This is a genomic window from archaeon (genome assembly GCA_016432545.1).
Lineage (GTDB): Archaea > Thermoproteota > Nitrososphaeria > Nitrososphaerales > Gagatemarchaeaceae > UBA183.
Genome location: CP066694.1, coordinates 759,309 through 785,876, shown reverse-complemented (window position 1 = coordinate 785,876; position 26,568 = coordinate 759,309). Strand labels below are relative to the sequence as shown.

The 26,568-nt window shown below is 62.6% G+C and carries 26 protein-coding genes and 1 tRNA gene; 15 read left to right on the top strand and 12 right to left on the bottom strand.

The window, feature by feature from the left end:
- Window positions 1-103 precede the first annotated feature (103 nt).
- The 3 genes from HY247_04290 to HY247_04280 all read left to right on the top strand — a co-directional run bounded on the left by HY247_04290 (window position 104) and on the right by HY247_04280 (window position 3,335).
- A complete protein-coding gene (locus HY247_04290) occupies window positions 104-1,144 on the top strand; it encodes a hypothetical protein (GenBank protein QQG47999.1) in 1,041 nt (346 codons plus the stop codon).
- A 93-nt stretch (window positions 1,145-1,237) separates the two neighbouring features.
- Entirely contained in the window at window positions 1,238-1,402 is a 165-nt protein-coding gene (locus HY247_04285) for a hypothetical protein (GenBank protein QQG47998.1), read from the top strand.
- A gap of 94 nt (window positions 1,403-1,496) precedes the next feature.
- Window positions 1,497-3,335 (top strand): hypothetical protein, encoded by a 1,839-nt coding sequence (locus HY247_04280; GenBank protein ID QQG47997.1) that lies wholly within the window; start codon window positions 1,497-1,499, stop codon window positions 3,333-3,335.
- Here HY247_04280 and HY247_04275 read toward each other — a convergent pair.
- From HY247_04275 to HY247_04265, 3 genes are read right to left on the bottom strand one after another with little or no spacing between them, the layout of a single operon-like run.
- Window positions 3,332-4,219, bottom strand: a complete 888-nt coding sequence (locus tag HY247_04275; GenBank protein QQG47996.1) for a hypothetical protein — start codon at window positions 4,217-4,219, stop codon at window positions 3,332-3,334. The genes HY247_04280 and HY247_04275 overlap by 4 nt on opposite strands.
- A gap of 52 nt (window positions 4,220-4,271) precedes the next feature.
- The gene (locus HY247_04270; GenBank protein ID QQG47995.1) at window positions 4,272-4,772 is read right to left on the bottom strand and encodes a hypothetical protein; all 501 of its coding nucleotides are present in this window, start codon (window positions 4,770-4,772) and stop codon (window positions 4,272-4,274) included.
- 2 nt (window positions 4,773-4,774) lie between these two features.
- On the bottom strand, window positions 4,775-5,527 hold the full coding sequence (locus HY247_04265; protein QQG47994.1) for a hypothetical protein: 753 nt from the start codon (window positions 5,525-5,527) through the stop codon (window positions 4,775-4,777).
- Window positions 5,528-5,642: 115 nt separating this feature from the next.
- Here HY247_04265 and HY247_04260 point away from each other — a divergent pair, with 115 nt between their 5' ends.
- A complete protein-coding gene (locus tag HY247_04260) occupies window positions 5,643-6,047 on the top strand; it encodes a hypothetical protein (GenBank protein ID QQG47993.1) in 405 nt (134 codons plus the stop codon).
- A 14-nt stretch (window positions 6,048-6,061) separates the two neighbouring features.
- On the top strand, window positions 6,062-6,526 hold the full coding sequence (locus HY247_04255) for a M48 family metalloprotease (protein ID QQG47992.1): 465 nt from the start codon (window positions 6,062-6,064) through the stop codon (window positions 6,524-6,526).
- Window positions 6,527-6,534: 8 nt separating this feature from the next.
- On the opposite strand, the gene HY247_04250 is transcribed toward HY247_04255, so the two are convergent.
- Window positions 6,535-7,260 (bottom strand): PAC2 family protein, encoded by a 726-nt coding sequence (locus HY247_04250; protein ID QQG47991.1) that lies wholly within the window; start codon window positions 7,258-7,260, stop codon window positions 6,535-6,537.
- Window positions 7,261-7,377: 117 nt separating this feature from the next.
- Here HY247_04250 and HY247_04245 point away from each other — a divergent pair, with 117 nt between their 5' ends.
- Window positions 7,378-8,943 carry a DNA topoisomerase I gene (locus tag HY247_04245; GenBank protein QQG47990.1) on the top strand — a complete coding sequence of 522 codons (1,566 nt, stop codon included), beginning with the start codon at window positions 7,378-7,380 and terminating at the stop codon, window positions 8,941-8,943.
- On the opposite strand, the gene HY247_04240 is transcribed toward HY247_04245, so the two are convergent.
- Together HY247_04240 and HY247_04235 are read right to left on the bottom strand one after the other, a co-directional pair.
- Window positions 8,908-9,915, bottom strand: a complete 1,008-nt coding sequence (locus HY247_04240; protein QQG47989.1) for a hypothetical protein — start codon at window positions 9,913-9,915, stop codon at window positions 8,908-8,910. The genes HY247_04245 and HY247_04240 overlap by 36 nt on opposite strands.
- Window positions 9,916-9,917: 2 nt before the next feature.
- Window positions 9,918-10,727, bottom strand: coding sequence for an ECF transporter S component (locus HY247_04235; GenBank protein QQG47988.1), 810 nt, complete (start codon window positions 10,725-10,727; stop codon window positions 9,918-9,920).
- Between the two features lie 169 nt (window positions 10,728-10,896).
- On the opposite strand from HY247_04235, the gene HY247_04230 reads away from it, so the two are divergent.
- Window positions 10,897-12,222, top strand: coding sequence for a pyridoxal-phosphate dependent enzyme (locus HY247_04230; GenBank protein ID QQG47987.1), 1,326 nt, complete (start codon window positions 10,897-10,899; stop codon window positions 12,220-12,222).
- A 3-nt stretch (window positions 12,223-12,225) separates the two neighbouring features.
- Here HY247_04230 and HY247_04225 read toward each other — a convergent pair whose 3' ends face one another.
- Both HY247_04225 and HY247_04220 read right to left on the bottom strand, forming a co-directional pair.
- Window positions 12,226-12,942, bottom strand: coding sequence for a VIT1/CCC1 transporter family protein (locus tag HY247_04225; GenBank protein QQG47986.1), 717 nt, complete (start codon window positions 12,940-12,942; stop codon window positions 12,226-12,228).
- A 294-nt stretch (window positions 12,943-13,236) separates the two neighbouring features.
- A complete protein-coding gene (locus HY247_04220) occupies window positions 13,237-14,379 on the bottom strand; it encodes a hypothetical protein (protein QQG47985.1) in 1,143 nt (380 codons plus the stop codon).
- Window positions 14,380-14,558: 179 nt separating this feature from the next.
- On the opposite strand from HY247_04220, the gene HY247_04215 reads away from it, so the two are divergent.
- Genes HY247_04215 through HY247_04205 form a run of 3 tightly spaced genes read left to right on the top strand, consistent with a single transcriptional unit; the run spans window position 14,559 to window position 16,422 of the window.
- Window positions 14,559-15,416: a hypothetical protein gene (locus HY247_04215; GenBank protein QQG47984.1), complete on the top strand. Its 858-nt coding sequence runs from the start codon at window positions 14,559-14,561 to the stop codon at window positions 15,414-15,416.
- A gap of 27 nt (window positions 15,417-15,443) precedes the next feature.
- Window positions 15,444-16,007, top strand: a complete 564-nt coding sequence (locus HY247_04210) for a hypothetical protein (protein QQG47983.1) — start codon at window positions 15,444-15,446, stop codon at window positions 16,005-16,007.
- Window positions 16,000-16,422: an OsmC family protein gene (locus HY247_04205; protein ID QQG47982.1), complete on the top strand. Its 423-nt coding sequence runs from the start codon at window positions 16,000-16,002 to the stop codon at window positions 16,420-16,422. Before HY247_04210 ends, HY247_04205 begins: the two co-directional genes overlap by 8 nt.
- On the opposite strand, the gene HY247_04200 is transcribed toward HY247_04205, so the two are convergent.
- Window positions 16,419-17,447 carry a zinc-binding dehydrogenase gene (locus tag HY247_04200; protein QQG47981.1) on the bottom strand — a complete coding sequence of 343 codons (1,029 nt, stop codon included), beginning with the start codon at window positions 17,445-17,447 and terminating at the stop codon, window positions 16,419-16,421. The genes HY247_04205 and HY247_04200 overlap by 4 nt on opposite strands.
- A gap of 129 nt (window positions 17,448-17,576) precedes the next feature.
- On the opposite strand from HY247_04200, the gene HY247_04195 reads away from it, so the two are divergent.
- Window positions 17,577-18,749, top strand: coding sequence for an AAA family ATPase (locus HY247_04195; protein QQG47980.1), 1,173 nt, complete (start codon window positions 17,577-17,579; stop codon window positions 18,747-18,749).
- A 43-nt stretch (window positions 18,750-18,792) separates the two neighbouring features.
- A complete protein-coding gene (locus HY247_04190; GenBank protein ID QQG47979.1) occupies window positions 18,793-19,032 on the top strand; it encodes a helix-turn-helix transcriptional regulator in 240 nt (79 codons plus the stop codon).
- Here HY247_04190 and HY247_04185 read toward each other — a convergent pair.
- From HY247_04185 to endA, 3 genes are read right to left on the bottom strand one after another with little or no spacing between them, the layout of a single operon-like run.
- Window positions 19,029-20,204, bottom strand: coding sequence for an AAA family ATPase (locus HY247_04185; protein QQG47978.1), 1,176 nt, complete (start codon window positions 20,202-20,204; stop codon window positions 19,029-19,031). The genes HY247_04190 and HY247_04185 overlap by 4 nt on opposite strands.
- A 1-nt stretch (window position 20,205) precedes the next feature.
- Window positions 20,206-21,051: a geranylgeranylglycerol-phosphate geranylgeranyltransferase gene (locus HY247_04180; protein QQG47977.1), complete on the bottom strand. Its 846-nt coding sequence runs from the start codon at window positions 21,049-21,051 to the stop codon at window positions 20,206-20,208.
- 4 nt (window positions 21,052-21,055) lie between these two features.
- Window positions 21,056-21,604: a tRNA-intron lyase gene (gene endA, locus HY247_04175; protein ID QQG47976.1), complete on the bottom strand. Its 549-nt coding sequence runs from the start codon at window positions 21,602-21,604 to the stop codon at window positions 21,056-21,058.
- Between the two features lie 139 nt (window positions 21,605-21,743).
- On the opposite strand from endA, the gene mtnA reads away from it, so the two are divergent.
- The 3 genes from mtnA (at window position 21,744) to HY247_04160 (ending at window position 26,563) form a co-directional block, all read left to right on the top strand.
- Window positions 21,744-22,730 (top strand): S-methyl-5-thioribose-1-phosphate isomerase, encoded by a 987-nt coding sequence (gene mtnA, locus HY247_04170; GenBank protein QQG49556.1) that lies wholly within the window; start codon window positions 21,744-21,746, stop codon window positions 22,728-22,730.
- Between the two features lie 76 nt (window positions 22,731-22,806).
- Window positions 22,807-22,898, top strand: a tRNA-Arg gene (locus HY247_04165).
- A gap of 92 nt (window positions 22,899-22,990) precedes the next feature.
- Window positions 22,991-26,563: a hypothetical protein gene (locus HY247_04160; protein ID QQG47975.1), complete on the top strand. Its 3,573-nt coding sequence runs from the start codon at window positions 22,991-22,993 to the stop codon at window positions 26,561-26,563.
- Window positions 26,564-26,568: the final 5 nt, after the last annotated feature.

Here is a 26,568-nt window from a genome sequence, read left to right as displayed (position 1 = left end):
AAAGTCGCTGAACAGGCCCGGATTCGCAGAACACCGTTCCACCCCCTTCGGGAACGCATGTTCCTCGGGGTTCCTAATCACCCCCGGCCGCCAACGTGCCCCTATGAAGAAAACATACGTCGCGGCAGTAGCGATCGCCGCAGTCCTGGTCGTCGCGATCGGGGCGGCAGCGGTCCTCCTAAGCCAAAGTCCCGGCGGCTCGGGGCAGCTCGCCCTGATGGGCACTGACCCCCCGATCACCGCCTACGGCGTCACGGACGCCTCCATCCACTACAGCTCAGTCATGGCACACACAGCGGGCTCGGACATGGCCAGCGGCTGGACCCAAGTCTCCGGCTCGGGGACTATGCGTCTTGTCGGCGCCAGCGGCTCGGCGCAGACGATCGCCGTCTCTCAGGTAAGAGCGGCCTCGTATGACGCCTTCCGCCTACGCGTCGACTCGGCCAAGGTCGTCTTCCAGGGCCACGAGTACATAGCCACAGTCTCCTCCACCACGGTCACGGCCCACTCACAGAGCAGGGTCGTGGTCGCGGACTCCTCGAGGGCAGCGGCAGTGGTCGACCTGCGCACCTTCATAGTCAACGCAGGCACCTCTACCAGCCCCCAGTTCATCTTCGCCGCCTCAGCGGTGGCGACAGGGATTCCATCCAGCGCACTCGTCTCCATCTCCATCCAGCTCGGATCAACGGCCAGCCTCTCGGGGCAGGCCTGGTGGTCTGACTTCCAGGCATCGACGAGCACAAGCGTCTCCGTCTTCGGGACCTTGAGGAGCAACTCCATGGTCCTCACCGTCCAGAACTCCGGAAACGCCAAGGCCCAGATCCAGGAGGTCATCGTGACCCCCGTATCCGCAGCCACATACACCAGCACCACGCTCCCCAGCTCGATCACCGGCTCCGCGGTCTTCACCGTGAACGGTTCGGGCTCAGTCCAGTCCACCACCTCCATCCAATCAACGGCCCTGCTCAACGCAGGGGCCAACGTCACCTCCGGCTCGATGGTGACCCTGAACTACAACGGGGCCATCTCGTTGAACTTCGGCGCCGGCAGCGTCCAAGTCACCGGGATCGTGACCGGGCAGCAGTACCTGGTCACTGTCATAGGAGCAAACACCTACGCCAACGTCCTAGTGGTGGCCTCGTAGGCCACCACTGACCCTTTTTTTCCAATGAGCCGCGAACAAAGACGACTTACGATTACCAATCCCCGCCGTCCGGCCCTCAGCCTGAGGCGGCCTGTGGAAGAACCCGTGGAAGACTCGCCGGCCATCAAGGCGGCCAAGCTCAGGCGCCTGATGAAGCAGAGGGAGCGCCTCGGGTCGCGCCTGATGGAGACTGACTTTGCGATCTGGGCCCTCGAGGAGTTCTTCCGGACCGCTCCCCCCGAGAGGCCCTCTCACTGAGTGGAACGCTCGTTCCAGAGGGTTCCTTATCCTCACGCCGAGGTAACAAAGACCTATGAAAACTCGGTCCGAACGAACCCTCCTACCGGCGGCCGTGGCTTGCCTACTGGTCGCCGGGACAATAGTCCCAATCGCAGTACTCGCCCAAGTCACCAGCGGCGCCACAACCGGCGCGCAGCTCCAAAACGCAGTGAACGTCGCCCTCTCAGCCCGCTCCTACGCCTCGGGCACAATCACGGCAGCAGCGATCCACTCCCTCGACGTCTCCTTGGCCCAGAGCCTCTTCGCGTCAGGAGACGCCCAGATGGCCATAGCCAACGCATCCCTCGCCTCCGGGAGCAACCTGACCGCAGGCCTCCAGGGCGCTCAGGCAGCCATGCTCGCCTACACCAAGGCCGGCATCTTTGCTTCAGCGGGCCTCAGGAGCGCAGGGCTAGAAGCGTCGGTGGACGTCGACGCGGCCGCGGGTGCCGTCGCCGAAGTCAACGCGACAGTCTCCATAGTCGCCCAGATCGCGGCACAAGCCTGCGCAGGAGCCTCTTCCACGACCAACAACGCCAGCACCTATGCTCAGGCCTGCGCCCAGGTCTCGGCGCACCTCGCCAACGCCAGCGCCACCGTGACGCAAGCGGCCAGCTTCGTGGCCCAGGCCAAGGCAAACGCCTCGGTCCAGGTCAACCTGGCTCGAGCGGCTGCCCTTCTCGTCAGAGCAAGGGCGGAGTTCGCCAAGGCCACCGCAGCGCTCTCGACTGTCGCCTCCACAACCTACCTAGTGCGTGCCCACAACTTCGTCTCCAACGTCCTCGCGAGCCTCACCGCCAGCGCCAATTCCACAATCCTCTCGCAGCAGTCCGTCCAAACCCAGCTCGCACAGCTGTCATCCCAAGTCAACTCGACGACCGGCGCGCAAGCCACCCTGGCTGGCGCAGTCTCCTCGAACGCGAGCGCCCTCGCAGCGGCGATCTCGTCCGTAGGGACTGGCGCTGTCGCGAGTTCGGTCTCCACGTCCCAGGCCCTCCTGGCTAGCGTCAAGTCGAACCTCACGGCCCTCAAGTCGTTGGTCGCCGGACTTCCCTCCTCGGCCAGCCTGACGGCCTCCATAGTCGCGGCCCAGTCCGCCGCGGCCACGTACTCAACCTCCATCTCCACCGCCTCCTCACAGGCTACGGCCTTCTCATCCACCACAGTCAGCGCATTCGCGTCGTACAACACGGTCCTTGCCGCGGACGCTTCAGGCGCCGCAGCGGCTGGGTCGGCATACATCGCAGCATACCACAACGTGCAGACCAACCTCGCATCCTTCGTCGCCACAGCGGGCGCCCTGAACCTCACCCAGATCCTGGCGGTCCAGGCGACCCTCAACACCATGGCCTCCTCGGTGACCTCCACCACGTCCGGAGTCGGGACCTCGCTCTCAGGCATGACATCGGCTGTCGGCGCGGCCCAGACGAAGGCACAGTCCCTCTCCGCCGCAGTGGCCAACTTCGCGGCGTCTCAGAACCTCACATCCTCAGTCACCGCGATCGTCTCGCTCGCCCTCACGGAGCAGCAACTGCTCAGCACTACGGGCGCAGCGGCCTTCAACACAGCCCAGACCTCGGCCCAGGCCTATTCGCAGGCTGCCCTCTCCTTCACCACCGCGGCACAGTCTTCGCTCCAGCTCGGAGCGTCGGCCTTCGGTGCGGCGGCGGGCACCCTGGCGACCTCGTCCGGGTCCCTGGCAACCCAGGCACACGCCACAGCGGCAGCGGTCGCGACGGCGGGCGCCTACCTCAACAGCGACATCTCAGCGAGGGTATCCCAAGTAGCATCGGCCAACGCCTTCGTCGACCAGGCGGTCCAGCTCTTCGCGAGCCTGGACATAGCCGGCGGCGCGCAGGCGATGGCAAGCGCAACCGTGGAGCTTCAGGCGGCTTCCTCAGCCCAAGCCTAAGCTCCAGGTTCCCCATTTTTCAGAAGCTCTATCTGGTTCTGCGACCCGATCTTGGTCACCTTGACGAAGCCCATCCGCTCCAATCGCTTGATCTGCCTCCAGGCCGACGTCTTCGGGAGCGCGAACCTCGTCCTGATCTCTGGCTCGAGCACCTTGCCCCCCTTCTCCCTGATGAAGCCGAGCACCTGCACATCGTCTTGCCTCAGGTCCTTCCCCTGTGCGCCAAGGTCAAGCCTCCCTCTCCACCACCTGAACGCCAAGAATCCGCCCGCCCCGACCGCGACGAGCACCACGAGAAGCGAGGCCCCGGACCCGATTTCGATCACAATCCCGAACGGCCCCCCTCCCTGGGTCGTCGTCCCTCCCGGGCCGCCGGTCCCGGCCGAGACCCCGTAGCTGAGCTTCCACGCGCCCGGAGCGATCGTGACCGTGGGCGAGCCTTCCTGCACGCTCAGGGAGTAGGTGGTCCCCGAGACATAACTTAGCGTCGAGTACTTCGGGAGGATTACGGTCGTGTTGTAGCTGGTCACGAAGATCAGCGACCAGACTGTCCCGGTCTTGTTCGTCAAGCTCTGCGTGTCGTAGATCAAGGTGACTTGGGTCGCCCCGAGCGTATAGACCGTGATGTTCGAGCCGGATATCTTGAAGGAGAGCGGAGACCCGTTCTGGTCAGTAGCGACCACGTTGGAGAGGACTTCCGAGAGGAGGGGGATCTCCACCGAGGCCGATGCCGAGGGGACGGCCAGCTTCTGCGTCAGAAGCGATGAGCCGTCCGAGTACACCTGGATCACGAAGGATGTGCTCTGAGGACTTCCGGCGCTCGCGTGCGCGGCCGCTGTAAGTAAGAGCGCTCCAACGAGGAGGACTACCATGGACTGTTTCAAGCGAGCTTTGTCCGTGACTCGAGGGCTTCTGCCCGCTAAAAGCGTAGTGGGCTCAGGTAGGGGCGGCTCCCTGCTGGCACAGCACGTCCGTTGGCATTACGTCGCCCTGCTGCCGATCGACCTGGTCCCAGTGGTAGACGATCGTGAACTGGGCCCCAGTCCCGAGGTCCCTCACCGCCAAGAACAGGTCGACCGAACTCAGGGCCGCGGTCGGCTTCGCCACAGCGAATGGAAGGTCGACCTCCTGCCCCTGGGAGACCGAAGAGTATCTGAGGTCACAGACGGGAGTGTTGGCCGCGTCGGTCGCGTCCGACCTGAGCTGCGCATATAGGGGAAGGTAGCCGGAAGAAAGCCAGCGCAGCTTGATCGAGTACTCGGTCCCGTTGAAGGCCCCTGAGACGACCTGGGCGTAGTCGCCGAATGGCCTGCTCTCTGAAGGGAAGCTGTTGTTCGTCCAAGCGAGGTAGCCCAGGACCCCCCCGAACGCGACCGAGCCTACTAGAGCAACTATGACGGCGACCCTTGTCCGCGAGCCGCCCTCCGGTCCGGGCATTCCTATCTGAGGTCGTCCAGCTTCGAAGAGGAGCGCATCAGCGAGAGGATCCTGTCAAAGTACTCCTCGATTGCCGCCCTGAACTCTTCGCGCCCCCACTCAGGGCTCGAGTTCTCCAAGAAGGACTCGACCCAGTCGAAGTCCTCCTCGCACTTGACTCCCACCGCTCCAAGGAACCCCCTGTTTCTGCGGACCATGTCGTTCTCCGCGTCGAATAGGTTCCTCCTCTTCAGGGAGGCTATGGCGAACGCGTTCCTCGACAACAGGGCCGCGTCGAGGACCGGGTCCCCCGATGGCCGGTCCGAGATCCACTCGGAGAAGAACCTCTTCGCCAGGTTGAGCTCCTTCTCCTCCATCACTGAGAAGACGATGTCGTCGACAAGTATGTTCTGGAGGTGGTTGAAGGCGTCTATCAGATACTCGGTCTCTTTGGCCCTCAATCCCTCGCGATCCTTCAAGCCCAGGAGTATCTCCTCGAGGAGCTGCCCGTCGTGGGAGTGCGCACCCCTCTCTGTGAAGTAGATGTGAGCGAGTTCGTGCAGGACCAGCCCTCCGAGCATCTCCGAATCCAGCGCCCACTCCGAGATCACGATCCTGTGCGAATCCCCTTCCTTCCGCGCGTATCCCATGATTGCCAGTTGAGAGTCGACCGAAAGGGCGACCTGAGACGTTACGATGTACCCCTTGTACTTCATGCGCTCGATGGCCCACTCCAAGGTGCTCTCAAGGGACCTGTCGGCCTTCGCTGAATGCATGCGTCTCTGCTCTTCGGCACCGCAGCGACGGATAAACATCTCGGTGCGTAGAGCGACCAGCAGCAATCCTCATCAACCTTCACGGCCTCCAGGGGGTGTGAGAAGGCGGGCCGCGGTGGGTGGCGCTATGGCCCTTGCAGGAGGCGTCCTCATGATCGCAAGCGGGTACGCGTCCCGTGGGCTCCTCTTCATCGCTGCGGGCTTCGCGGCTGAAGAGGTCCCGTCGTACCTCGCCGGTCCGACAGAGGGAGTAGCCGCACTCGCGATCACGGTGTTGCAGGTCATGATCGCCCTCGGTGGCGTCACCGTCCTGCTCGGGGGCATCGCCCTGATGAGAGGGCGCCGCTCGACCGGCCGGACTCTGATACTCCTCGGCGGTGGGGCTGGATTCCTCGGGGTCCTGGTCTCCTTCGCCTTCGCGGCATACAGGCTCGGCCTGGGGCCAGCTGCGGACCTCTGGGTCTACTGGGCCGGCCTCACTCTCGCAGTCGGCGCGAGGCGGATCGCGAAGGGGATGTAGACAAGACGCCCCCCTTGCCACCCGTCCTCGGACGGAGGCCCGCCTCCTTCGAAGGGGGGATACTCAAGGGCCGATTCACGGTCAGAGCAAAGGACAAGCGGTTCCGACGCCTCCTGAGGGACGCCGTATTACGCCCCCCGAAGGAGTTCCAAGGAATCAGCTCAGTCAAGGCCGTCGCCCTCTCCAACCACCCGACCAAAAGTGTGGTCGGCCTCACGCGCTACTCCGAGGTGAGGCTCCTGATGGTCCTCTCCAAGCCGAGGCAGACGATCACATTCTACTCCGACCTGATGAACGCGCTCTCTGACAGGGCTGCGGAGGCGGTGATAGCCCACGAGCTCGCCCACGCGTGGCTCAACGAACACAAGCGCCCCGAAGAGTCTCGGGAAAGGGAGGCCGAGGCGGACGCCTTGGCGAGGAAGTGGGGTTTCGGCGAGGAGCTCGCGGCACTCGACCGCGAAGCGGAGACGTTGTCCTAGTCGAAGCGCTACTGATAGATTCCCCTTTCGGGGCGCTTCCCCTCCGAGGCCGAAGCTCCCGCCTTGGGACTGAGCTCCTTCAGCTCCACTTCGAACCCTGCCAGGCCCGCAAGGGCTCCGAGGATCTTGGCGACCGACCTTGGGTGGGGACTGGGCTCACCGTGGTCGACCGAGAGTTTGTACCCGAGCATGCTCCTCTCCTTTGCAAGGGCGACGATCATAGAGGAGAAGAAGGGCGCAGGTTCCTCCTTGAGTATCCTTATCCCCTTGTCCGCGAGCTTTCTCACTCCTTCCTCGTCGGTCGCGAACCCGCTCAGTTGCGGTTCCGCCTCTGCTGGGACGGGATTCTCAGCCCACCTTGCGCCGATAGAGAACAGGTCCTTGACTCCCAACTCTTGGGCGTAGCCTAGGAGGAACTGAGCGAACTCGTACTGGTCCTCCATCGGGCTCGTGTCCCCTGCGAATAGCACGATGTCCCTCTTCCCCCTGTGGAGGTGGAAGCCGCAGCTCGGAAGAGACGAGATCCCTTCGTCCCTGACGAGCACCTCAGGCGGAAAGGAGGAGGAGCGGAGGGTCGCGATCCTCTCGAACTTCATCTTGGCAAGCATGTACGTTGCGACTTCTCGCGCCTGGGAGTACAGCGCCCTGTATTGGGGCATTGAAGTCGAGACGGCGACGACTATTGCCGGCGCGTTGAGCTGGACTCCGTCCGTCTTTTCAAAATCAATCCACATCGTCGCTTCGGACGCACGCAGCTCTCCCTCATATTAAGTCAGTCTCGGTCCGGCTCTCCACGAGTTTTCGTTGTTCATCTTAAATACGCGCGCCGGCTCGACGGCGAATCCCCGTTCATGAGTGCCTACTGGGAGACGCTCTCCCACAACGGAGTCAATTTTCCCGAGGAGTACGTGCCGTCAGGCCTGACCATCAAGGTCAACGGGGCCGAGGCGCAGCTCACTCCTCTCGCCGAGGAGATGGCGTACCACCTCGCCAAAAAGAAGGACACCCCCTACATCCAGGACCCGGTCTTCACGTCCAACTTCATGAAGGACTTCTCCAAGCTCCTCCCTCCTGCGTACAGGCGGGCAACGTACTCGGAGGTCGACTTCTCCCGGTTCTTCAATCAGGTCGACCAGGAGAGGGCCGACAAGGAGTCGATGTCGAAGGAGAAGAAGAAGTCTTTGGCAGCGAAGCGCAAGAACAGTAGGGAGGCCCTGAAGGCGCGCTACGGCAGGGCAACGGTCGACGGCAAGGAGGTCGAGATCGCCAACTGGATGGTTGAGCCTCCGGGCCTCTTCATGGGGCGGGGCCAGCACCCGCTGAGGGGGAGTTGGAAGCCGAGGGTCACTCAGGATGACGTCATCCTCAACCTTGACGAGAAGACGACGGCCCCGGCGGGGAAGTGGAAGCAGGTGGTCCACGACCACAATTCGATGTGGATGGCGAAGTGGGTCGACAAGCTGACCGAGAAAGAAAAGTACGTTTGGCTCCACGAGACCTCTCCCATCCAGCAGTCCCGGAACATGGCGAAGTACGACAAGGCCCAGGCGGTGGGGAAGAACCTCGACAGGATTCGCTCCAAGATCGAGGAGGGACTCGAGTCCAATGACGAGGTCGCCGCCCAGGTCGCTACGGTGTGCTATCTGATCGACAGGCTTGGGATGAGGGTCGGCGACGAGAAGGACGAGGACGAGGCCGACACGGTCGGCGCCTCGACCCTCAGGGTCGAGCACGTGCAGATCGACGGGCCCACGGTCGAGTTCAAGTTCCTAGGCAAGGACTCCGTCCCCTGGCTCAAGAAGGACACTCCTCCCCCTGCAGTAGTAAGGAACCTCAAGAGGCTCACCTCCGGCAAGAGCCAGGACGCCGAAGTCTTCCACCACGTAAGCTCGCAGATGGTCAACCAGTTCCTCTCCTCGATCGTCCCGGGCCTCTCCGCCAAGGTCTTCCGCACCTATCACGCCACCGCGACCGCTGATGAAGTCCTCCACTCCAAGAATTTCAGCCATGCGGAGGACCTCGACAAGCTCTATCACGCAAAGGAAGCAAACCTCGCGGCTGCGGTCTTCTGCAATCACCAGCGGACTCCACCCAAGACGTGGGAGCAGTCCCTGGAGAAGAAGAAGGAGCGCCTCGAACTAGCGAGGGCGTCGGGCAGCGAAGCGAGAGCCCAGAAGCTCGAGAGGGAGGTCGACTTCTACGTCAGGACCAAGAACTACAACCTCAACACTTCGATGAAGAACTACATCGACCCGCGCGTCTACAAGAAGTGGTGCGACGAAGTAGGCCTGGAGTGGGCGAAGGTGTACAGCAAGTCCCTCCAGAAGAAATTCTCATGGGTCTCGCCTGAGGACGCCGTCTCTGAACCGGGGGTCGGGGTTTCACCTCCGGCCAGCGGCGCGAAGCACTCTCCATAACTCGTCTTCCGGCGCCTCGGTCAGCTTCTCCTTCTTCCCTCCGTCCCTCGCGCAGACTCTGGCAGTGCCTCCGAGAGAGCCGATCACGGTCGTCTCGGCGATCGAGCGAAGGGCCTTTGCTACCTTGCGCTCCTCTCCTGGCTTGACGGCCATCAGCATGGCGCCCGAAGCGATGAGCCTCAGAGGGTCTAGAGAGAGAGCCTCGCAGATTCTCCTGGTCTCCGCCGCAACCGGGACCGCCCGCTCGACAAGCTCGAACCCGACCCCTGACGCCACAGACATCTCGAAGGCCGCGCCAAGGACCCCTCCCTCGGTACAGTCGTGCATAGCGCGGACCCCTCCAGTCCCGAAGGCCTTCACCCCCTCCTCCACGACAGAGATTCTCGAGAGAAATCCTCCAGCCCGCTTCAGCTCGCGCGGATTCAGTCTTCCCTCAAGCCCTCCCTCGGACGCCAGGACCGCGGTACCTTCGATGCCAGCGGTCTTTGTCATCATGAGGGTGTCGCCGGGCCGCACCCCTCCTGAAGAGACGTATGCGTCCACGAGGCTGAAGCCTGTCACAGAGACGATCGGCCTCCTCAGCCCCGGCGTAACCTCGGTGTGCCCCCCGAGGATCGTGACTCCGAGCCTCTCGGCCGCGGAATGGATTTGGTGCGCAATCTCCTCGAGGTCAGCCGGTCTGGACTTCTCGGGGAGGAGTATCACAGTCTCGGCGAACTGCTGTCGATTCCCGCTCGTCGCGATGTCGTTGGCTGTAACCTGGACCGCGTAGTCGCCGATCCTGTGCTCGACTCCGGTGATCGGGTCGGCAGACACCAGCAGGAACTCTCTCCCTACCCTGACTGAAGCAAAGTCAAGGCCCGCTCCCGGAGGTACCGCCTCCAATTTCGAACTCGCCCCTGTCATCCTGAGGACCGTCTTCTCGAGGAGGCCGATCGGAACTTTGCCGGGCCTGAGCACGCCCGACTTCATGCCTACGGTACTGAACCCCGGGGCCTTGCCCCCCGGCGCCCCGCCACCTTCTTCGCGCTCCTCACAAGAGGCACCGCCACTATGAGCCCCACGAGGGCCTGGGCGATGTTGAAAGGGACCTCTGTGGGCGGGTAGCTACCCAGCTGCAACGCGTACGTCTCATAAAGGAAGTACCCCGCGACCATCTCTGCCCCTCCTACAAGTACAGCAAGCGCCATCTTCCCCGTCCCTCCCGCGCTCCGGGTCGCCACGACTGTGAGCACAGCAAGGACAAGAGCGGCTAGGCCCGCCCAGAAGTAGGCCGGTACGTCCAAGTCGACCTGATAGGCCGGGACGCTCCAGTTGCCGCCCAGGAACCAGGGGACGTACAGAGTTCCGCCCAAGGCTATCGAAAAGCTGCCCGACAGGTAAGTGACACCGACGTACCCCAGCAGGACCGAGACGATCACGCCCGTCGCGATTGTGGTCGCCCTCCACTCGGTCCTCGAGAGCCTCGAGAAGACCCTCGTGGACAGGAAGCCCACGATGAACCCCTCGGCTCCCTTGATTACGAAGGTGCCGGCGGCATACTGTGGATATCCAGTCGCGAGGTCCGCAATCATGGACCCGAACCCGCCCGCAAAGAACCCAACATAGGGCCCCATCAACAGCGCCGAAGTGTAGACCATAATCTCGCCGACATTGAAGTAGCCTAGCGGTAGGTTTACCGCAAAGAGGGCGGTCGCTGCGGCGACAAAGGCAGTGAAGACTGCGGCTCCCGCGACTGTGACGCTGTTGGACCTTCGCTGACTCTCCGATAGCTGGGCGCCCAAGATTTCCTTCGCACAAATCCCGCTCTCGGGCATATTAAAGTCCCAACCTATATATCGGCTGAGCGGGCCTGAAAGGATGACTTCTCTCCGTTGCACGAAGTGCGCGCACGGATTCGAGAGCGACTCCCTCGCGCCAACCTGTCCCAGCTGTGGCGGCCCTCCTCTGCTCGTGCCAAAAGCGCTGAAGAGCGTTGCACGCGAGGACTTCGAGTCCCCGCCCTCCGGTGTCTGGAGGTACAGAGCGCTACTGCCAGAGGTTCCGTCCGAGCAAATCGTGACCCTGGGCGAGGGCGCGACTCCCCTGCTCCCGTCCGGGCGGCTGGGCGACGAACTTTCACTCCGCAGCCTCTTCCTCAAAGACGAGACCCGCAACCCGACGGGTTCGTTCATGGACCGGGGGGCTACGCTGCTGGTAAGCCTCGCGCTGAGCGCCGGGGTCGTCTCATGCTCCTGCATGACGACCGGCAACCTTGGGGCCTCTCTCTCTGCCTATTGCGCAAAGGCGGGGATCGCCTCGCAAGTGCGCATAAGCCCGACGACTGACCAAGGCAAGCTCTACCAGATGATAGCGTTTGGGGCGGAGGTCGGGGTCTCGTCCGCCCCCCTCACGGTCGAACGATCCTCCAGGAGAGTCCTTGAGGTCGACGCGGCCAACCCATACTTCCTCGAGGGAGAGAAGACAACCTGCCTTGAGGTCGTCCAGGAAATGAAGTGGGCGCCGCCAGACGCGATTGTCCTCCCAATCGGGACGGGCGGCCACCTGACCATGGTGTGGAGGGCCCTCGAGCAGCTCAAGGAGGCGGGGCTCACGGAGGGCGGTCAGACCCGGCTCATCGGCGCGCGCATGGCCGGGGCCACTTCTAGGGAAAGGCCTCCGAACTCAAGGAAGACCCGGGGCGACCCGAGCAACCTCACCGAACTCGAGGAGTCTGACCCAATACTGCTCGAGGAGGCCAAGAGGTCGGTGAGGGCCTCAGGAGGGACCACCATCGACGTGACTGCAGACGAGACGATACGAGCCACCAGCCTACTTGCCCGCAGCGAGGGGATCTTCGCGGAGCCCGCCTCCGCCTCCGCCGTGGCCTGCCTTCACTCAGCAAGGAAGGTGGGGGCGCTCGACAGGGACGAGACTGTGGTCTGCGTAATCACTGGTGCGGGCTTGAAGGACACCCGAGTCGTCTCCAGGATCGCTAGGGCGGCACGCTCCCTCCCGGTCCGCGGCGCGGAACCGGCTCCTTCCCAGGTGGGCGAGACCAAGATGACCATCCTCAGGCTCCTCGGGCGCCCCGGCTTCGGCTACGACCTCTGGAAGGAGCTCTCCTCCACCAGGTCGATCACGACCGCAAGCATCTACCAGCACCTTGAGGAGCTCGAAGCCCTTCAACTGGTCTCGAGAGTGGGGGTCACCACCGTGAAGGGCAGGAACAGAGTGCTTTACGAGCGGACCGGCAAGGGTTCGGACTTCCTGAAGATGGCCGGGAAGATAGGCGCCTGACCCTCACAGCGACCCTATCAGCAGGCCTATCGAATAGAGAGCGCCCGCAGCGACCCCCCCTACGGCCGCAGACTCGAGTCCGGCCTTCGCGCTGAAGTGGGTAGGAGTGAAGAGCCTCGAGCTCAGCGAGAAGAGTGCGAGCAGTGACAGCACGACCGAGAGCAGCAGGGTCTCGACCCTCTCCAGGGCGAGCGTGTAGGCAGCGATCGCCAGGATTGCGGTCCCGAAGAAGGCCGCGCCCGCAAGCCCGGGGCCAAGGAGCGGGTCGGTCTCGAGGTCCTCGACGTTGACCCGGAGCTCGTGCCTCAGCTGCTCCCTCAGCCACAGCTCCTTGTTCTTGACCAGCCTTCCCATGATGACGTCGACCTCTCTCTGCTCGTATCCCTCTTCCTTCAGGAGCGCCTCGAGCTCTGCCCTCTCCTCCTCTGGCTCGGACTCGATCTCCATCTTCTCACGTGCGATGTCCATCTTCAGCGCCCCGATCTCTGACCTCCTAGCAAGGTAGGAGCTGAAGAACATCGACGCCCCTCCGGCCAGCGCGAAGGCGAGCCCGGCTATCAGGACGGTCCCGAACGCTACCCCCGCCCCGTTGAGGGCCGCGGCCATGGCGACGCACTCTATCGCCCCGTCGCTCCCTCCGAGCACAATCCTGTCCATTATGTGCCTGGCGGGGATGTGCGGGTGCTTCTCCTGGGTGCTGACAGACAGAGAGGCTCGCAAATCAGACCCTGCGACCATATTTAGGGCTTGGCGGGCTAATTGGAGCCTGTCAGGGGCCTGCGGCCCGGGAAAGGGCGATTTCAACTTGCGATTTCACGCAGTTATGTTGAGTCCGTATCATGCGTAGGCGCAGTCTTAAAAATCACTTTAGCAGAGGCAGGGGCCATGACCCTAGACGAACAAATCCGATACGGAATGCTGGCACTCAGCGGCGCGAGTCTTATTTTCGCGACCCTGGGCCTGAAGATCGCCCCGCTCGAGGCTTTGAGCGGTTGGGGAACTCACTAGGCTTTCCTAGTGAGCTCCGACTTTTATTTGCATTATCAGCTCGTCGAATCTCTTGCTCAGGTCTAGCCTGTTGAACAGCCACTGCTTGCTGGACGGGTCGTACAGCTGGTATGAGATGGTGAAGCTTGTCGCGTCTGACTGGTCCATCGTGTAGAGGCTCATCCTGTCCTTGACGGCCGCGGCCGCGTTGCCCACGTACTGAAGCCCCTCGACGACGAAATCGACCGGGAGGGCCACCTGTGCGAAGTAGTCCTTCCCGGCCGCCTCAGCCCACACGAAGGGCAGGCGGTCGATCTGCTGGCGCAGGGCCATCTTCTCGTACTCGCTCACGTTCTTCACGAACAGCTCGAGGGCGAAGTACCTGTGCTTCCTGTGGAGGGCCTTCTCCATCCCGTAGTCGTACCTGGTCCCCATCCAGTTGACGCTGTATCCGTGGATCAGCTTCCTCTCGCAGACGTGAGCGCTGTGGTGCCACGCGAGCTTCTTGTAGTTGATCCCCAGCTTGTCGGAGATCTCCTTCAGCGACTTGTTCGCGTCCATCTGAAGCTCCTTGATGATCAGAAGGTCGATCTTGTCGAACTTCGACAGCGCCGAGGGAGAGTAGCCTGCCCCCTCGAAGTCCTGGGACGCGGGGCCCTGCCACTCAAAGTCCCACCTTCCCGTGTCGAAGTCGTAGTACTCCGCCCTCATCGGGACTACCCTCATCCAGTCGAACTCGTATACCTCCACGGTGGTGAACATCCCCTTCTCCCTCAGAGACAGGAAGAACTCCTTGACCTCGCCGAGCAGCCTCGCCGGCGCGCTCAGGTTGACCGTGTACTGCCCGCTGACCATAACCTTCGCGAAGCCCACGAGATAGGACAGCTCGTTCATCGCTGCAAAGATCGCCTGCGCATACTGCTTGTACGGCTCGCTGAACTCGACCACAAGGACCATCCTCTTGAGCCCCAGCCTCTCGTGGTCCACTGCGGCCTGGACCGCAATCCCCTTGTTGACTATTTTCTCCTTGTACCTGTACCTGACGGACTCCTTGAACTGCCCCAGGCGCCTCGATATTTCAGGGACGTCAGGGCCAACTTCGGTGAGGAGCTTCACCATCTGCACTGTGCGTGCGTTAACGTTATTGGCCTCGGGCTGAACGAGTGTCATCCAATTCTCCTGGCAGTGCCCGCGATATAACATGCGCAATCGCGATTTAAGCTGTGCTGATTCCAAGTCCCTTCCCTGGCCCCCAGTGGGCCCCCCGGTATCGCTATGGCGGTCACTCCCGCTAGGCCCTTAGAGCAACCTTTATTTAGAATTTACCATGAGCATAGGGGCTAGGAACCATGCGATATCCAAAGAATGTGGAAATCTGGGAGTACGCCCCCGGCCGCCGGCTGGCGGAAGTCGTCATTCGGGTCAAGAACGTCAAGGGAGCTCTGGCAAAGTGCAGCCAGGCGGTATCTGACCTCGATGTCAACATGCTCTCAGGGTTCATGAACGCGCCGAGCGCTTCCCCTGTCGCCACCTGGAGCTTCTTCGCTGACGTCACCGACGCGATGGGCGGGATCTCGGAGTTCAAGAGCACCCTCCAATCGATCGACGTGGTCGAGTCGGTGGACGTCGTGGCGTCTGAGGACGGGTTCATGGTCGACAAGCAGCACTTCCCGGTCCAGTGGGCCGGAAGGAAGGCGGTCATCATGAGGGCAGAGGCCCTAAACGAGATGCTCCTAAGGCTCTGGAGCGTCTTCGGCAGCGGAGCGGGAACGATCATCGACCAGATGGCCGAGGCGATGGGGCGCCAATCCGCGACCGAGATGCTGGAAGACTTTGGGCACGACTTCGCGGTCGCACAGCTCGACGAGCTCCTCAGCGCCTACTCGGCCCTAGGGTACGCGGAAGTCTCCATCGAAAGGTCAAAGTCGTCCGAGTTCCCAGTCGTCGTCCACGCAAAGGGGCTCTTCGAGTGCGAGGCCTCCTCCAAGAGGCGCATCCGCCAGAAGAGCGTCTTCTTCAGGGCGCACCTGAGAGGGTTCATGTCGGGTCTCTTCGGGGCACCCTTCGACGTCTCCGAGGCGCAGTGCGTCACGCACGGCGACGAAGTCTGCTCCTTCCGTGTCGCGGCGGTCGTCCGCGAGGTTCCGAACATCCTCAGACGGGCCGCGTCGAGGAACGCGGAAGGCATCGCCCAATCAAACTTTTAACCAGCAGCCAGTCGCCGCCCTTCCGAATTGCCACTCAAGGACCGGAGAGGCGACTACTCATGGGGACCGACCAAGGCGGACCGTGTGAAGCTCCTCACTGACAAGAAGTCCTACGGCGTCAACGAGACGATATCGGCCAACCTGGAGTTCAGGGTTGTTGGGGGCCTCCGCGAAGCATTCCATCCGGAGGTCTGGACCGTCGCCTGGGAAGACTTCGACAAGATACTCCGCCTGACGCTGAGGGCCTCGGTCGGCGTCCGGCGGGGGCTCATCACCCGGAAGGCCTCTGAGACCAAGAAGGAAGTGCGGAGGGCGAGCTTCTACTGGAGCCGCGACCCGGACCTCCCCTACCGGATCTGGGCCATGATAGTCCCCGAGGACGGCGGCCCGCCCAAGATCCCCCACAGCGTGGAGGACGCGAAGTCGAAGATGCTCGATGTCGAGAAGACCCTCAAGATTCCCGCCTCCTCTCTCGGCAAGGGCTCCCACCGCCTCGTCGCCTCCGCCTCGGCGAAGTGGGGGCGCAGAAGCTTCATAGAGAAGGGCTCAGTAAACGCAAAGTCGAAGCCCGCGGTGATTTCGATTGAGTAAAGACAACTGGCTCGCGGAGATCTCCTGGGCCGGGGACAACGTCTTCCTTGGGAGCGACACGTCGGGGCACACGGTCGTGTACGACTCGACCGAGGGCACCCAGAAGGGGATCGGCCCGATGCGCGCCCTCCTGACCGCGCTCGGCGCCTGCACCGGGATGGACATCGTCGCGATCCTGCACAAGAGGAACCAGACCCTGAAGTCGCTCAAGGTCCTCGTATCTGGCGGGCGCCCCGAGCACGGGCTCCCAAAGCCGTGGACCTCGATTCACATCAAGTACGTCCTGTCAGGGGAGGCCCTGGAGACGAAGTACGTGGAGGAAGCGATCAAGGACAGCACCGAGAAGTTCTGCAGCGTGGGTGCCTCACTCGCCCCGACCGCCAAGATCACGCATTCGTACGAGATCCAGGCCTAGACCTTCAGCACGATCTTGCCGAAGTGCTGGCTCTCTTCCATCCTCGCCTGGGCCTCTGCCGCCCTTTCGAGCTGATAGACAGAGTCGACGACTGGCCTTAGCCTCTTCTGCCTGAAGAGCTCCACCACCTTCAGGAGCTCTCCCTTGCTGGCCATGTAGCTCCCGTAGATCGTGAGCTCCCTGCTGTAGACGTACCTGAGGTCCGTCACTGCGTCCGCCCCGGTCGTGGCCCCGCACAGGACCAGCCTCCCGCCCTTGGCCAAGGCCTTCACGCTCCCGTCCCAGGTCGCCTTGCCGACGTGCTCGACCACCACGTCGACCCCCCTCTTCCCGGTGATCCTCTTCACCTCCTCCAGAACGTTCTGCTCGTAGTGGTCCACCACGTGGTCCGCCCCCAGCGTGCGCGCCTTCTCCACCTTCTCCTTCCCGCTCGCCGTTGCGATCACCTCGGCCCCCAGGAGCTTTGCGACCTGGATCGCCGCTGAGCCGACCCCCGAGCTGGCCGCAAGGACCAGGACGCTCTCCCCGGGCACGAGCCGGGCCTTCGTTACGACCATGTGGTACGCCGTCAGGAAGACCAGGGGGAAGGAGGCTGCTTCCTCGAAGCTCATCGACTCTGGCTTCCTTACCAGGTTCCTCCTCGGCACCTTGACCAGCTCGGCGTACCCCCCGTCCACTCCGTACCCGATAATCGCGTAGAACCTGCACTGGTTGTCCCTTCCCAGCAGGCACTTCTCGCACTTCCCGCAGCCGACCCCCGGGTTGACTATGACCTCGTCCCCCGCCCTGAACTCCTTCTCCTCCTTCGGTACGCCCTCCACCACCCCTGCTATGTCGCTGCCCGAGATGTGCGGCATCGGTATCTCCACGTTGGGGAGCCCGTTCCTCGCCCATAGGTCCAGGCGGTTGAGCGCGCACGCCCTCACCCTCACTAACGCTTCGTCTGCGTTCGGGCTCGGGTCTGGGGCCTCTTCGAACTGTAGTACCTCCGGCCCTCCGTGCTTGTGGAACCTTACAGCCTTCACGAGGCGGGCGCGGACCTCCCTGTCCTTTTTACCCTTCCCTACAACACTTTCACTCTACCCTGTCAGAAAGATGCGCTAGTCCGTAGAATCATAGTTATAAGACGAAGTCGAGGAAAACCGCAACTCTCGATGCCTCTCCCTCGCTCTGTCTTCCGCGACGAAAGCCTCCTCCTCCCGGAGTACCTCCCCCACCAGACCCCGCACCGCGACGCCCAGCTCAAGGCCCTCGAAGTCTACTTCCAGGGAGTTATCCAGAACGCTTCCAAGGCGAGCCAGACCGTGGTCCTCTCCGGCCCAATCGGGTCGGGAAAGACCATGATCGCGAAGAAGCTCGCAGAGTCCCTCCCGAAGAAGGCAGCCCTCCACGGGAACCTCGTCAAGGTCCTCCTAGTCAACTGCCGGATCGACCGGTCGCTCCAGGCCGTGATGGTCCGCGCCCTGAAGTCCCTCGGACACACCTACCCATCGAGGGGCTACAGCTTCGAGGAGCTCCTCTCCACCCTCCTCGACGAGCTGAGGAGCAACAGGATGCACCTGGTCATCGTCTTCGACGAGGTCGACTCCCTGATCCTCTCCGACCCTTCCGCCCTCTACACGATCACCCGCCTGAGGGAGATGACCCCAGGAAGCCAGGTCTTCTCCTCCCTCCTCGTCTCCAAGACCCTCGACTACCTGAAGGCGGTCGACCTGAGCACCCTCAGCTCCCTCCAGTCCAGCGACGTCCGCCTCGAGCCCTACCCCTCCGAGCAGCTCCTCGACATCATCTCCTCCCGCGTCGAGGCCTTCAACGACGGCTCCCTCCCGGACAACTCGATGCAGCTCGCAGCCGACATCGCGGCCCAGTTCGGGGACGCCCGCTACGCCCTCGACCTCGTCTACGGAGCAGGAAAGCTGGCCGACATGGGCGAGTCTCCGCGCGTCCTCCCCGAGCACGTGCGCGCAGCCAAGGCACAGCTCCCCCCTCAGCTCAAGAAGGAAGAGCTGAGCTACCTGACCAGGCACCAGAGGCTCATACTCCTAGCGGTCTCGACCCTGCTCAAGAAGGGCGACTCGCGCTACGTGAGCATAGGCGAGGTGGAGAAGAGCTACTCCGCCCTGTGCGAGGGCCTCGGAGTCGGCGCCAACCACCACACCCAGGTCTGGAACGACGTCAACGAGCTCTCCCGGAAGGGCATCATCGCGACAGAGCTATCGGGCAGGGGCAGGCGCGGCCGGACGACCCTGATCGGGCTTGACCTCGTCTCCGCGAAGGAGCTGATGGGCGAGCTCGAGAAAGGCATGGTGGCCGACGTTAGAAGTTGAGAAGCTCCTCTCCTCGTACGGCAGGACCAAGATCCTGACGGTCATGCTCGAGACTGGAGAGCTGAACATCTCGGAGATCACCAAGAGGTCGGGCCTCTCACACAGCTCGGCCGCCCGCCACCTCGAATACCTCAAAAAGTCAGGAATCCTCAGCGAGAAGCGCTTCAACCGCATCAGGATCTTCAGGGTCGAGAAGGGGAACCCGAGGGTCGGCGTCCTCGCGCGCTTCCTCGCGGACTGGAGGGTCCTTGAAGAGGCCCCCTACCCAGAGGCCTACAACTAGCGGCGCGCGGACCTGGCGGCCTCCTTCTCCACGAAGGCCACGTAGTTCTCCTCGAGGCCAAGGCTCTTCGAGAGCTCCTCCCTGAACCCGGCCTCCCTGCAGAGGAGGAGGATGTAGGGCATGTCCTCCACGAGGCTCTCCTTCTGGCTGATCCCCAGCCTCTTCCCGGCCCAGAGCCCTATGTCCTTCAGCTTCCTCGAATCGTTCCAGATCCTCACCTGCAGGAGCCAGGGCACCGCGTCCATGGTGAACTTCGCGCCGCCGTCCCCCAAGGTGGGCCACAGCTCGGCAGCGAGCATCGAATCCAGGTACCTGAGTAGCCTCCAGTCCCTCCCCCGCATCATCCGGCCCATGAGCACGTCCACCCTGGAGAGGACCTCCAGGGCCGCGGCCTTCCTCTCCTCGTGGATCTTCGCCTTCACGACCCCGTTGTAGATGTCCCTGACCTTGTCTCTGGGCTGGCCCGGATACGCCCTGAGGGCCTCAAGCGCAGCCCCCCTGTCCGTAGCCTCGAAGAAGCCGTTGACCGCCCTCGACGCCGTCACCTCCTCGTCCTTGCGCGCCGAGATCCCTGCCTGCAAGAAGTTGACCGCGACCCTCAGGTCCCCATTCGCCGCCGCCGCGAACCCTTCCAGCTCGCCCACTTCCAATCGAAGCCCTTCGGCTTCTGCGACGCTTCTCAGCTTGCCCTCCACCTCCTCCGGCAGAGGTTTTACGAACTCGATCCTCGAGGCGACGCTCCCGAGCTTCCGCACCTCGTCAGACTCGGGGTCATTGGCTGCCATCACCACAGGGTTGAGGCTCCTCCTCACTGCGTCCTTGATGAAGTCTATCGCCCCGTAGTCCGCCCTCCCCGCGAGACCGTCCACCTCGTCGATGAAGATCAGCGACCTGTCGCCCATCAGGGAGACGCTGGAGATCGCCTCCCCAATCTTCCTGGTCATCTTCTCCTTGGTCCTCGCGTCGCTCGCGTTGAGCTCCACGAGCAGGAGTCCCAACTCCTTGGCCGCCAGGGCGACCGTGGTCGTCTTCCCAGTCCCCGGGGGGCCGACCAGCAGAGCAGCCTTGCCTCCCTTCTTCCACTTCTTCAGCCAAACGAGCAGCTTTGCCCGAGCCTCCTCGTTCCCGGTCATCTCGTCGAGGCTCTTCGGCCTGTACTTCTCGGACCACAACCTAGAGGCCGCCCCCTATGAAGACGACGAGCCCAGCAGTCATCCCAGCCAGGGCGATCTTCTTGACCCTGTACGCGTTCGAGGCGTCAGCCCTCCTCAGCACGCTGGCCGCCAGGTAGACGAAGACCACGTCCGGAACGACCACGCCTACTGTATAGTACAGGTTCGCGAGCCCGGTGAACAGCGGGACCCAGCTCGTGACCACAGCACCCAGGAAGAAGGCGGCCCCGACCAGTGACGCGGCCTTGAGCCCCCTCGTCCTCGCGACCGACCTGACTCCCCTCTCCGAGTCACCCTCAACGTCCGCCATCGCCTTCACGACCTCCCGCCCAACTCCGGCGAAGAACGAGGTCAGCGCCATCAAGACGAGGAGCGAACCCAGGACGCTGCCCCCCGCGACCACCCCTCCGTACAGGAACGGTATCGCTAAGGAGGACGCCACGATCAGGTTCCCGGCGAGCCCCGCCTTCTTCGCCCTTGCGTTGTAGAGCCACGAGAGGAACGCATAGACCAACGCGATCGCGACGGCCGCCGGGTTGAGGCTCAGGACAGACGCAGCCACTCCGCCGATCAGGACGACGATCGAGACCCTGGTCGCTGACCCGACTGTCAGCCTTCCGCTCGGGATCGGCCTCTCCGGCATGTTGACCCTGTCGACCTCGACGTCGTAAACGTCGTTGACCGCCATCGAGTAAGCGCAGATCAGAAAACCAGTCGCAAATCCGAGCGCAAGCTGCAGACCCGATGTGGACGGAGGCTTCGAGACGAAGGCGCCGACGATCACGGCAAACCCGATCATCGCGCAGTTGATCGGCCGGACGAGCTGGAGCCCCGCCCTCAGGTCCACGCCCCTAGAACCTCGCCTTGCTTACCTTGTAGTAGATTACCTCCCCTCTCCTCTCAATCACCGCGATGATCGCCTCCTTTCCCATCTTGGCCATCTCTCTGACCGACTTCTGCAGGTCCTGGACCCCTTTCTCTATCCCTTCGTCGAGGGCGAAGACGACGTACTTCGCAGGCTTCTTGGGATAGTCGCCCCTCTCGTAGACCCTCAGGTCCGTCCCGAACCCGAACCCTTCCCTGACCACGTATCCCCTGCTCCTAAGGTCCCGGTAGATCATGAACTTCGTCCACGCGTCCCTCGCTGCCCTCTGGCTCGACTCCGAGAGCGCCTCAAACCCTACTTCCCTTCCCTCCCCATCCTTTAGGACCAGCTTCTTCGAGTAGAGAAGGTACAGCGCCTCGTAATCCCTGAGCAGCAGTCTGTCCTCCTTGACGGTGCCGTATCCCGACTCGGTCAGCTCCCCGAACCTCCCCTTGTCGGTGACCACCACAGTCCCGTCCACCAAACTTCCCTCGAAGGCCTGCGAAGTCTGCTCCGCGGCGACGCTTTCTTCCATGTCTTTCGCCGAACGAGCCTCCAGTCTATTTGAAGCTTCAACGCCAAGAGAAACCATTTAGCGCCCGCCCCCGGTCTCGGGCCTCTTGCCCGACTTCTTCACCGCGAGAACCGTCTCCTGGTCGGACGGAGAGGTCAAGATGATCGACCAGACCGCCCTCCCCTTGCGCTTCTCCTACGTAACTTACACGACCCCTGAACAGGTCGCCAGGGGCATCTCGACCATGGTGGTACGCGGGGCTCCGGCGATCGGGGTCGCGGCAGCCATGGGCGTGGCACTCGCGGTCGTCAGGTCCAAGCGGCGCGACGTGGCCGGCCTCGTCAAGGAAGCGGAGGCGGCAGGCGCTCTCCTAAGATCCACCCGTCCCACTGCTGTCAACCTCTTCTGGGGAATAGACAGGGTCCTGGAGGCGATCCGGCCTTCGAAGACCGCAGAAGAGGCGAAGGAGATTGCCGTGACGGAGGTGAAGAAGATGGAGGAAGAGGACGTCATGGCGAACAGGAAGCTGGGCAAGTTCGGGTCGGCTCTGATCGAGGACGGAGACACCATCCTCACCCAGTGCAACGCGGGCGCCCTGGCGACTGTGGGCTATGGGACTGCCCTCGGGGTCGTGAGGGCTGCCGTGGAGGAGGGGAAGCTGGTCAAGGTGATAGCGCCTGAGACGAGGCCTGCCCTCCAGGGTGCAAGGCTCACCGCCTACGAGCTCACCTCCGACGGGATAGACTGCACCCTCATCTCCGACACCGCTGTCGGCTACATGCTCAGCCAGGGCCGCGTGGACAAGGTCGTAGTCGGGGCGGACAGGATCACCAAAGACGGATACGTATTCAACAAGATCGGCACGTATCAGGAGGCGGTCCTGGCCCATAGACACAAAGTCCCGTTCTACGTTGCTGCGCCAAAGTCCACCTTCGACCTGTCGAGGGACCATTCGCAAGTGGTGATTGAGGAGCGCTCCTCCAACGAAGTCGTCAAGGTCAGGGGGAGGAGGATCGCCCCGAAGGGAGTCAGGGTGGCCAACCCGGCTTTCGACTCCACTCCGCCCGAGCTAGTGACGAGGATGATCACAGACGTAGGGCTCCTCTCTCAGCCGTATCCGCTGGGTATTACGTCCATGATGGGTTGACCATCCCTCTGGACCCACTGTGAGCGCATCGTTCAAGCATGAAAAGCATTATGAGAAGAAGCACTTCGGGCACCTCGGGCCCGTAGCCTAGCACGGATTAAGGCGTCAGCCTTCGGAGCTGAAGTCAAAGCTCAGAGACCATGGGTTCGAATCCCACCGGGCCCGCCAGAGAACTGTCTTGGTCCAAAGGTGGCCGCGCCTGACAGTTTACGGGCAAACAGATTTTATAGTCTTACCCTGCGATGCGCTCGCACCAGAGTTTGTCAAGGTACAGTGCTGCCGTCGTGCTTCTCGCCTTACTGCTCTCAACTTCATCGGTCTATTCCGCTCTGGTCATCCCCGCGCAGGCGAAAACCCCTGAGAGCGCCTCAACCTTGACGCCGGGCGTTGCCCAAGTCCTTCAGCATGTCGATGTCGCCAAACTCCCGCCGATCTCTACTCTCAATGCGTCAAAACCGCGAACGATACAACTACCTGACGGGGCGGCCGCTGTCGAGGCCCTCAAGCAGGAGGCCTCTCAGATTGGGTTCGTCCCCCCTGGCGAGGCATCCAAGACGGTGGTGGTCCCCTCCACTACGGGAGGCCCAGCGATTGTCTCGAACCTTTCGATGGGGGGAGTTCCGGGCAGCGGGACCAACCCCTGCACGTGTTCACCCCCCGACCCTGACGTCGCCGTCGGCCCGACCCACGTCTTCCAAGTGGTCAACCTTGCGGGTGTAATCTACACGAAGTCCGGGTCTGTCGCCCGGATCCCCTTCGCCCTGTCTGGATTCTTCGGGGTCCCAACCTACTCGATGAGCGACCCGCAGGTGCTCTACGACTCCATGAGCTCAAGATGGTTCGCATCGGTGCTTGACATCCTGGGAAACAGGGTGATATTCGCAGTCTCCGACAGCTCGGACCCGACAGGCTCTTGGGTGGTCTATGGCCTCGCAACGGCCAGCTTCTCCATCCCCGACCAACCGTTTCTCGGCGTGAGTGAAGACAAGTTCGTCATCTCGGCCAATGACTTTTCATGCTGCTGGACGTTCCTGGGCAACCAATACTGGGTCTTCAGCAAAGCAGAGCTGGTCTCGGCGGCGGCCACGATACACTTCTCCACGTCTGCGCCTGACAGCACCAAGGCTTCACTGCAGCCCGCAAGGCAGCTCTCGAACGCCTCAGGGGTCCTCTACATGGCCTCGGTCGGTTTCGGGACTGCCACATCAGTCAAGGTAGTCGCGCTGACTGGGGTTCCCCCCGGCCCTGTCACCCCTCACTCCTCTTCAGTCCCGATAGCTACCGCGAGCCCGCCCCCTGACGCAACCCAGGAAGGGACCGGCTTCCCACTTGTCACGAACGACAACCGAATTCTGAGCGCAGTCTGGAACGCGGGCGCGCTTTGGTTCTCATTGACCGACGCGTGCATCCCTGCCGGCGATTCTACGACACGCTCGTGTGTCCGGCTCGTCGAGCTTGCGACCTCGGGCGTCTCGACCCCCACCAAGGTCCAAGACTTTGACATCGGCACGAGTGGCGCCTATCTGTTCTACCCCGCCGTCAGTCTCGATTCGTCCAACGACCTCGTCCTCGTCTACGGGACCTCCTCCGGGTCGATGTACCCCTCGTTGGCCATCGCTGACAGGCTCTCTTCGGACGCTCCGAACACAATCAGAAACGCCACCTTGATCGCCCCCGGCACGCAGCCTGACCTCTCGTTCAGGTTCGGAGACTACTTCGGCGCCAGCGCAGACCCTTCCATGACCTCCACGTTCTGGGTCACCGGAGAGTATCGGACCGACGCCGCATACCAGGGTTGGTCCACAGAGATCGCCCGGGTCACTCTGCAGGACCTCGTAGGAGCTACCTCAACCTCTGCGTCGTGCAAGTCCACTTCTCTCTCTCTAGAATCGACCTCGAACTGCACGGCGGTCGTGGGCGGCGGCTCCCCCACGGGCAGCATCACCTGGTCTTACTCCGGTACCGGTGCTGTAACTATCTCCCCTTCCCTCTGCGTGCTCTCCTCCGGCTCCTGTAGCGTCAACATCACCGGCGACTCTGCTGGCGCCGGGACGGTCACTGCGTCCTACTCTGGGAGCGGAGTTGCAAGCAACACGTTCCTCGCTGTCACAGTCTCGCAGTGCGTCCAGTCCATAAAGGCAACCGGGCCTGACGGATTCGAGAGCGTCGTCGTCCTCGTGTGCCCGTCAGTCTCAGCGGGCACGTACTTCCTCCAAGCAAGCTCCTCGGCCTTCGGCACTGACATTTCTTCGGCCGCATACGTGTTCCCTCCCGGAGGGACCTACGCCTGGGGGTCGGGCTCCGCCTCCTCCGCGACCGGGGGCAGCTCCCTGGCCGCCCCCCCAGGATTCTCATACTACGCGTTCGGGGCTGGGGAAGGGAATTGCGATTTCACCTCGACATCCTTCACGGTGGACACCACAAACCCTACGCCGCCTAGGTTCAGCTCTGTCGGGCACGACCTGAGCAACTCGGCCAGCGTATCCGCAGCTTGCGGCTCCAGCATCGTTGGAGGAGTGGGAGTCAAGAACAACAACACCCCTGTGCTCTCTCCAAGCATATGGAAGAAGAGCAACGATGGATACCACGACGAGAGCACCTCCGTCGTCTTCGGGTTCGGGGTCCCCTCGAACGGCTCCCTCGTCGTCATTGTAACCTCCTACGGCTGGTTCGGAATATTCGGAGGCAGAGTGGAATTCGTGACCCCAACGGAGATCGTCCCCACGCTATCGCTGAGCGCACAGGCTTCTGTAGCAGGCTTCCCAGTGGGGGTATCGGGCTTCGGCCTTGCCGCCTCCCAGCCTCTCACCATTACCTACGACGGATCGACCTCGGGTATGCCCACCGGGTGCACGACAGACACATTTGGGATAGTCAGCGACGGGTGCCAATTCATTGTCCCCCACACCTTCTCAGGGCCACACAACGTCACAGTAAGCGACGGAACCAACGTCCTGTCGCAGATTTTCATTGACGCCACCGTCTTCGTTGATTGCTTCACCGAGACCATGGTCGGAGTAACAGCCAACTGCCTGGTGGTGGTGAGCGGCAACGCGCCGACGGGCACGATCACCCTGGGCACCAACGAGCCCGGAAAGTTCTCTCGATCGACGTGCCATCTTTCTTTCTCAGCCTGCTTCTTCAAGTACACGCCCACCTCGGGCTCCTCGCCGGTCACGATCTCCGCAACCTACGGTGGGGACTCGTCAAACGGCCCCTATGTCGGGTACACCAGCTTCGCCGTCGCCCTCCGGGAGACCACCACCAAGGTCTCCTGCGCTCCGAAGGCCTCGACGGCAGGTTCCCTCTCGCCCTTCAAGTGCACCGCGACGGTCAAAGGATACCATCCGACGGGGAACGTCACCTGGACTCAAGGCGGTTCGGGCACAGTCAACTATCTTAGTTCAACCTGTGCGTTGGTCTCTGGGAAGTGCGCGGTGATGATGAACCCGGCCACCCAGGGGACTGTCGTCGTAGAGGCGACCTATAGCGGCGACTCGAACAACGTCGCGAGCATAGGCGACAAGATGGTCAAGGTCATTGCGGCCAGGACGATGACCCACATCTCCTGCTCATCGATACCTTTCAGCCTGGGTGCCAACATCACTTGCACGGCCACTGTCACCGGCGGGCACTCTCCCTCCGGCACGATAACCTGGTCGAAGGCCTCAGGCTCGGGCTTGGTCAACTTCTCATCCCTCACCTGCGCCCTTTCCTCGGGATCGTGCTCGGTCACAGTCCTCGCTACCTTCCCCAGCATGGTCAGGATCAGGGCGAGCTACGGAGGGGACGCAGTCAACAAACTCAGCGTCGGGAACTTCGTCTGGAAGTGACAATT

Excerpts from the sequence above, each read along its gene's own strand:
- HY247_04290 (QQG47999.1), top strand. The coding sequence starts at position 104 with ATGAAGAAAACATACGTCGCGGCAGTAGCGATCGCCGCAGTCCTGGTC.
- HY247_04270 (QQG47995.1), bottom strand. The coding sequence starts at position 4,772 with ATGCCCGGACCGGAGGGCGGCTCGCGGACAAGGGTCGCCGTCATAGTT.
- HY247_04265 (QQG47994.1), bottom strand. The coding sequence starts at position 5,527 with ATGCATTCAGCGAAGGCCGACAGGTCCCTTGAGAGCACCTTGGAGTGG.
- HY247_04250 (QQG47991.1), bottom strand. The coding sequence starts at position 7,260 with ATGTGGATTGATTTTGAAAAGACGGACGGAGTCCAGCTCAACGCGCCG.
- HY247_04245 (QQG47990.1), top strand. The coding sequence starts at position 7,378 with ATGAGTGCCTACTGGGAGACGCTCTCCCACAACGGAGTCAATTTTCCC.
- HY247_04240 (QQG47989.1), bottom strand. The coding sequence starts at position 9,915 with ATGAAGTCGGGCGTGCTCAGGCCCGGCAAAGTTCCGATCGGCCTCCTC.
- HY247_04220 (QQG47985.1), bottom strand. The coding sequence starts at position 14,379 with ATGACACTCGTTCAGCCCGAGGCCAATAACGTTAACGCACGCACAGTG.
- HY247_04215 (QQG47984.1), top strand. The coding sequence starts at position 14,559 with ATGCGATATCCAAAGAATGTGGAAATCTGGGAGTACGCCCCCGGCCGC.
- HY247_04195 (QQG47980.1), top strand. The coding sequence starts at position 17,577 with ATGCCTCTCCCTCGCTCTGTCTTCCGCGACGAAAGCCTCCTCCTCCCG.
- HY247_04190 (QQG47979.1), top strand. The coding sequence starts at position 18,793 with ATGCTCGAGACTGGAGAGCTGAACATCTCGGAGATCACCAAGAGGTCG.
- endA (QQG47976.1), bottom strand. The coding sequence starts at position 21,604 with ATGGAAGAAAGCGTCGCCGCGGAGCAGACTTCGCAGGCCTTCGAGGGA.
- mtnA (QQG49556.1), top strand. The coding sequence starts at position 21,744 with ATGATCGACCAGACCGCCCTCCCCTTGCGCTTCTCCTACGTAACTTAC.